Raw genomic sequence first — 6,963 nt, 5'->3', positions numbered from 1 at the left:
GCCACAGAAAAAACTGAAGTACGTATTTTCTATGATGATGAATTCATTTATGTGGGTGCGCGAATGTATGAAACTGATCCTGAAAAAATTGCAGCTCAAATGTTTCGCCGGGATGGAGATGGGTATTCGGATTGGTTTGAAATTATTCTGGATAGTTATTATGATTTACGGACTGCTTATGGATTTCAAATAAACCCAAGGGGCGTCCTGAAAGATCAACTGTATTACAATGATGGGAATGAAGATCCCACGTGGAATGCAGTTTGGTCTGGTGCATCAGTGATTGACAATGACGGTTGGACTGCAGAATTAAAAATTCCATTTAGTCAATTACGTTATAATGGCAAAAATGAAGAAAAAACCTGGGGTTTACAGTTTTGGCGTTCTATCGCAAGGAATGGTGAACAATTATTTTGGTCTCCCATTCTTGAAGAATCGCAAGGGTTCGTTTCCCAATTTGGTACATTATACGGAATAAAAACAGCCCTCCAACCCAAGCGATTAGAAATTCAACCCTACTCTGCAGGGAAAGTATTAAGGCAGGACGGAAATACGGATGATCCTTATTATCAATTAAATGATCCTTCAGCCAATATGGGTTTGGATTTTAAGTATGGTCTCGGTTCGAATTTCACCCTCACAGGGACAATTAATCCTGATTTTGGACAAGTAGAAGCAGATCCGGCTGTTATTAATCTTTCTGCCTATGAAACTTTTTTTCAAGAACGGCGACCTTTCTTTTTAGAGGGGGTTGATATTTTTGATTTTGGCAGTAGCCCCATGAATATAGATATTGGTCCCAGTTCATCCATTTTTTATTCTCGAAGAATTGGACGAAGACCTCAAGGCCGTGTAACCGATTCGGAAGCTCTTTATACAGATTATCCGGAAAATACCACAATTCTTGCAGCGGGCAAGCTCAGCGGAAAAACAAGTTCCGGTTGGTCTATCGGCATAATGGATGCCATTACAACAGAGGAAAAGGCCACCTATACCACCAGTCAAGGAAAAGAGAAAACGGAAGCGGTCGAACCGCAGGCCAATAGTTTGGTGACTCGAGTAAAAAAAGATTTTCGTGGCGGAAAATCCAATGTTGGATTTTTATTCACAGCCAATAATCGAAATCTCAATTCAGATCAATTTAAAAATTTATTGAACAAAAATGCCTATGTAGGTGGTATTGATTTCTCTCATCGCTTAAAGAACGAAGATTGGATATTGAATGGTTATGTTACAGGAAGTCGAATCAGTGGGAATGAAAAAGTCATAACAAATGCCCAGCGTTCTCCAATCCGGTATTTTCAACGGCCGGACGCCGATCACTTATCAGTAGATTCTACAGCAACATCATTAAGCGGTATTGCCTATAAACTGGAGTTGACAAAATTTGCAGGTAAACATGTGCGTGCTTCTATTTCGATTAATGAAGACAGCCCCGGTTATGAAGTAAATGATTTGGGGTATCAACAGAATGCAGGATATCGCGGCATCAGTTCTTTCCTTATGTATATGGAGAATACTCCGGGTAAACGTATTCGAAATTGGAATTTATACAGCGGTACATGGTATTACAGTTCTGTTGATAATGAACCTGGGAATAAAGGTTTATTTTTTGGTAGCAATGTTACCATGAATAATTTTTGGAATATCAATACTGGTGGGAATATATCCCCTAGAGGTATTAACTATGGGTTGACCAGAGGAGGTCCTATTGCGGCGGTTCCCGCAAGTTGGAGTTTACGAGGGAATATAGGCACGGATCGGCGGAAAAAAATAATATTACGGGTGCGTTCTAATTATCGTGAAGATACTTCCAATGAATTCGATAAATCCTACGGTTTAAATCTGACAGTGAAACCATTTTCAAATATATCCTTTAGTGTGAATGGAAATTATTCTAAAGAACGGGATACGGATCAATATGTAATCAAAATATCCGATAAGTTCAATACCAAGACGTTTGGAAACCGATACATTCTTGCTGATATTGAATCAGAGCGTCAAAGTATTTCCATGAACGTTGACTGGACATTCACGCCAGATCTCACATTGCAATTTTTTGTATCGCCTTTTGTTATGGCCTATGATTTTACTGATTTTAAAGAATTGCGAAAAGCAGGTACATTCGATTTCGACTATTATGGGAAAGATATAGGAACCCTAACCCTTGATCAAAATGGGAACTCAACCATCGATCCAGACGGGGTTGGACCGGCGGAATCTTTCACCATCGGAAACCGTGATTTCAGTTTTCAATCGGTACGGCTTAACGCTGTATTACGTTGGGAGTATAGACCAGGTTCAACATTGTTTTTTGTTTGGCAACAGCAAAGGGATAACTATGTTCCTCGAGATGGTGAGTTGAATATTGGCGATGACTACAGAACGCTATTTGAAAACAAACCTGTAAATACATTTGTAATTAAAGCGTCTTATTGGTTGGGGTATTAAGTAATTTAATTTTATGAAAAAATATGATATAACTATTATAGGTGGTGGTATTGGTGGTGCTGCTTCTGCGCTTCGAGCCGGACAAAATGGTATGGAAACACTATGGCTTTTAGGTTCTAACAAAACAAGAAAAAGAAGTCGATCTCAATGGGTGATGAATTTGGATAATATTGTTGGATTCCATGAAGATGTTATCAAAAATCAAATCATCAAATCGTTGAAAAAGAATAAGCAAGATGAAGCCATTGCCTTAATTGAAAATGAACATTACCATATTAACAATCGAATCCTGATTCAGAATACCATTCAGCGAATTGAAAAAGATATTCCCCAAGTGACCATTATTGAAAGTGAAGCTAATTCATTGCAAAAAATGGGTGACGAATTTGTGATTGGCTTCAATGATGAATCTGCCGAAAGTACTGCCGTCATTTTATCCACTGGTGTTATGGACAAACAACCCCATATACAAAAACAAAATAGAAAAGGAGAATGGGAAGAAACACCCAAATGGATTTACCCATTTGCCAATCGGGAGCAGGTGCTTTACTGCATTCGTTGCGAAGGTCATTTGACTAAAAATGATTCAGTAGCCATAATCGGTCAATCAAATACGGCTGCGGAATTAGCCATGATGCTTCATGAAAGATTTAAAAATAAAGTATATATAATAACCAATGGTAATGCGCCTGTCATATCTGATGACCGGCAAAAGATACTTACGAATTATAATGTTGAAATTATTGAAGATCCCATCGTGGGCCTTTTAAGCGAAGGAGTGAAGCAACTCCATGGTTTTGAATTCAAGAGCCATGATTCAATCTCCGTTCGTTATGCATTAGTTTCACTCGGATTACATCGTGTATATAATGATCTTGCTCGCCAGATGAATGCGCGTCTCATGGATGAAAGTCAACCAGATGAAAAACGTCATGTGTGGATAGATCGCAAAGGAGAAACATCAGTGAAAGGATTGTTTGCTGTGGGTGATATGGCTAAACGGGAGGATGAACCCATGATGAAACAAGTGTATACTGCTCAGGAATATGCCGTTCGAGCAGTGGACACCGTCGATACGAGGCGTAGAAAGGCAATTCGTAAAAAACTCAATTTTTAGTCAACCGAAACCCATGGTATGCTAAAAATCCTGTAATAACCATTCCCACCCAATTAAACAAAATTGGTAGTTCCCAACCGCCAATAAGCACACTTTCTCCCGAAATAATTCTTAACAAATGAAGTAGTGCCACTGCGGTGAAAACAATCCCTGTTAATAATATGTATGTTGATCGATTCATGATTAATCCCATTTTTGGTGGAATTTATCGGTTTCCAGACCAAGTCCCAACAAGAGAAAACTGAATCACCGGTTCAGTGCCATCGGGAAATTCAGCCCGTGACGCCCACCAAAAGATTGGAATGGCGAGTCTCCCATGTAACCAATTCCATTGGTGGTGCGTTGGCGTCACATCCAGACCGGCTTTTACCTCATTCAACCAACGTGTTTGGCGATTGGTTTCCCAAGGAGAAAGTGGCGCTAAAAGTTTTTGCGATTCTATTTGAATAAAAGGTGCAAAGTTGAATCGATCATTGGTTTGAATCAGGGAAGAAAAACTAATGGATCCCCGCTTGTCGATAAAAACATTGGGGTCTTCTTTTAGGTTTTCTGTTATTATTGCAGTGATGGATATGGCGGATAAAAAAAATGGATTTATTGCCTGCCAAGGCATGGAAAAACGATTGATCCATGATATTGAAACAGCAGGGACTGATGCCAACTGAAAGGTGAAATTATCATTGGACAGTTTCGGTTGATTTGTATTATTCAATTCCACAGCGCCAAAGCCCAATCGATTGGGCAGAAGGAAGCGCGTTCCAAATCGATACCCTGTAACATCCACGCGAGTTTTTTGAGGATCAAATGATAATTTCTCCTGAAGAATGGCTGAATTAAAGTCAACCTGTCCATATCCAATAATTGTTTTTGTAATATATTTTGACGCTTGAAAATAAGTGGAAAAGGCCGGCCCGTAACGGATATCCAAATGATTATCCTTTCTGGCCAATGATTGGATACCAACAATCCAACGCGTTTTGCTAAAATCATCAAATTCAGAAGGCCAGTGGGTTCCCCAGTGGGAAGAGGAAAGTCCGCCTCCTTGATCGATGGCGCCCACGAGGGAACAACACACTTGGCCTTTTAGGTTCGTCAAGCCAATAGCGAGAATAATGGCAAGTAAGAATCGGAATATCATTTGTAGATCTGCGTCTTGGGATAAAATGCAGCCTGTGAAAACCAATAGGATATGAATGAATTGGCCGCCTTCAGATTGGTGCCATTGTTCAGTGATTTTCCCAAAATATTCCATTGGTTACCCTGAGTATCTGCCAAAATAATTAATCCAGTTGAAGGATTCCATGATTGAATAGAAAGTGAATCATTGGCTTCAAAAGCGATTGCAATATTTTCATTTCCCGATATGACAATAGCAAAATTTTCACCGGCAATAGTTTCGTTAATCACCCGTGCCGTGGCAATCGATGAAATAACGTATGCTTTCTGTACAGATTTGGTAATAATGGATAACACCCTTTCCTTAGCTGGTAACCGATCGTCCAGAGTTTCAACGGGAAAATAAATAAAATCACCGCAGTCTTCTGAATTGCAGGATTTGTACCGACCATAGGGATAAGCATCGTAGTTTCGTGCGTATCCCGTAGACGAATTCACCACCATAGAATTGGGAAAGAGAGTTTTCCAATTCTTCCATGTTGTTTCCAACATTGGTTCCAATGAAAATTTATCGCCTTGTTTTTCCCCAGATGCTGAACCCAAAAACATTTGCGGCCAATAACTATCACTATCTCGGTCGTACATAATCAGATTGCTGTTATAGAGCATCCCTGAAACACCGAATTCAGTCTTTGTCTCAAAATGAAGCGCGCTTCCCGTGAGTGGACAATATGAAATTGTATAGTCTTCCTCATTTACAATTTCGTGCCAATCGAGAATAGAGTGAGGATAAGCAACATATTTCTGGCCATTCCATATGCCAACCACCAAATCATTGTCATCTAAAAATTGGAGATTTGCACCGTCAATAGAAGATTTCCCAGGACTTTCAAGGCTAGGAATACAGTCCTTTCCCGAAAAGCATCCTTGTCGTACATAGTCCGTGTTAATGAGCCAGTCTGAATTATCCAAATTAACTGAGGAGGAAACGGGATTACTGCAGGCTACGAGTAAAAATGTTGTGGATAAAATTAGCTTCTTTAGCATGATGTACTCACTTTACTGTTAAAAAATTTTGGTATCAGGGTAAAAGGCCGCTTGTGAAAACCAATATGATATAAAGGCTTGGGCCTGTTTTAATGATTCCGTCGATCCTTCCTTAGATCGGCCTAAAATATTCCAAAGGTTTCCTGAATTATCCTCAAGGAGAATAATTCCATCCTCAATATTCCATTGATTAATTTTTAATGGACTTTTAGTTTCGTAGGCCACCGCAAGATTATCTATTCCGGATATAATAACTGAATGATGTATACCGCCGATGAGTTCGTTAATAATCGTGGGTGAATCAAAATTTTCAATCACATAAGCTTTTTGTTTTTTATCCGTATTAACAGCAATGACTCGCGTTTTTGCTTTGAGCCGTTTATCCAATGATTGGATGGGGAAATAGATAAAGTCACCGCAATCCTTAGCATTGCATTCCTTATAAAACCCGTAGGGATATTCTGCATAATCCCGAGGAAACCCATAATCTCCATTTAAAATTATTGAATTGGGGAAGAGTTTTTTCCAATTGGCCCAAGTGGTCTCCAGCATGGGTTGCAGATTTAATTGTTCCCCGGACCGACGGCCATTGGCTGATTTTAATAACATCTGGGGCCAGTAACTGTCGGATTTCCTGTCATACATGATCAGGTTACTGTTATAAAGCATCCCCGATACACCAAACTCACCCCCCGTTTTAAAATGAAGAGCGCTACCCGTTAGGGGACAGTAAGAAATGGTATATCCGTTTTCATTGGCTATTTCATGCCAATCTAAAATATTATGAGGATAGGCAATATATTTACCACCATCCCAAATCCCCACCACCAAATCTTCTTCGTTTAAATAATCTACGATGGGATCGTCATGGGTTGTTTTTTTAGGGTTTTCTAAACTTGGGATGCAATCCTTACCTCCGAAGCATCCTTTGCGAATAAAATCGGGGTCAATCAGCCATGTACCATCTTTTGCTTCTACCTGAGAGCTACCTGACGTATTACCGATAAAACTATTGTCTTCGCACCCTACTATCAGGATGGCTGTAAATAGCGCTATAAGTTTTTTCATAATCTGTCCCCCAATGACTTTTTTACACTATGAGATTACCGGCCTTTCACACAATTATTCTGTCATGTTGCAGACATTTGGTGTAATTTTTGGGTATGTGGAGAAATATGAAAATTTATGTCCTTTTGATATCACTTGCACTTTTCGCCTGTGAGGATGAAAAT

At 39.5% G+C, this 6,963-nt stretch carries 6 protein-coding genes; 2 read left to right on the top strand and 4 right to left on the bottom strand.

The annotated features are described in order from the left end of the window. On the top strand, window positions 1-2,451 hold a 2,451-nt coding region (locus HN459_05185; GenBank protein ID MBT3478839.1), incomplete at its 5' end, for a hypothetical protein. A gap of 13 nt (window positions 2,452-2,464) precedes the next feature. Continuing rightward, the gene (locus HN459_05180; protein ID MBT3478838.1) at window positions 2,465-3,568 is read left to right on the top strand and encodes an NAD(P)/FAD-dependent oxidoreductase; all 1,104 of its coding nucleotides are present in this window, start codon (window positions 2,465-2,467) and stop codon (window positions 3,566-3,568) included. On the opposite strand, the gene HN459_05175 is transcribed toward HN459_05180, so the two are convergent. Genes HN459_05175 through HN459_05160 form a run of 4 tightly spaced genes read right to left on the bottom strand, consistent with a single transcriptional unit; the run spans window position 3,558 to window position 6,799 of the window. Beyond that, window positions 3,558-3,749, bottom strand: a complete 192-nt coding sequence (locus HN459_05175; GenBank protein MBT3478837.1) for a hypothetical protein — start codon at window positions 3,747-3,749, stop codon at window positions 3,558-3,560. The two genes, HN459_05180 and HN459_05175, sit on opposite strands and share 11 nt — an antisense overlap. A gap of 24 nt (window positions 3,750-3,773) precedes the next feature. Then, a complete protein-coding gene (locus HN459_05170; GenBank protein ID MBT3478836.1) occupies window positions 3,774-4,706 on the bottom strand; it encodes a hypothetical protein in 933 nt (310 codons plus the stop codon). After that, a complete protein-coding gene (locus HN459_05165; protein MBT3478835.1) occupies window positions 4,703-5,731 on the bottom strand; it encodes a DUF3179 domain-containing protein in 1,029 nt (342 codons plus the stop codon). Before HN459_05165 ends, HN459_05170 begins: the two co-directional genes overlap by 4 nt. 18 nt (window positions 5,732-5,749) lie before the next feature. After that, window positions 5,750-6,799, bottom strand: coding sequence for a DUF3179 domain-containing protein (locus HN459_05160; GenBank protein MBT3478834.1), 1,050 nt, complete (start codon window positions 6,797-6,799; stop codon window positions 5,750-5,752). Window positions 6,800-6,963: the final 164 nt, after the last annotated feature.

It is taken from the genome of Candidatus Neomarinimicrobiota bacterium (assembly GCA_018647265.1).
In the GTDB taxonomy this organism is placed as follows: Bacteria; Fidelibacterota; Marinisomatia; order Marinisomatales; family TCS55; genus TCS55.
This window is presented reverse-complemented; position numbering and strand designations above follow the sequence as displayed.

Bases quoted from the DNA above. Each gene is read 5' to 3' on its own strand.
- HN459_05180 (MBT3478838.1), top strand. From the start codon at position 2,465: ATGAAAAAATATGATATAACTATTATAGGTGGTGGTATTGGTGGTGCT.
- HN459_05175 (MBT3478837.1), bottom strand. From the start codon at position 3,749: ATGAATCGATCAACATACATATTATTAACAGGGATTGTTTTCACCGCA.
- HN459_05170 (MBT3478836.1), bottom strand. From the start codon at position 4,706: ATGATATTCCGATTCTTACTTGCCATTATTCTCGCTATTGGCTTGACG.
- HN459_05165 (MBT3478835.1), bottom strand. From the start codon at position 5,731: ATGCTAAAGAAGCTAATTTTATCCACAACATTTTTACTCGTAGCCTGC.
- HN459_05160 (MBT3478834.1), bottom strand. From the start codon at position 6,799: ATGAAAAAACTTATAGCGCTATTTACAGCCATCCTGATAGTAGGGTGC.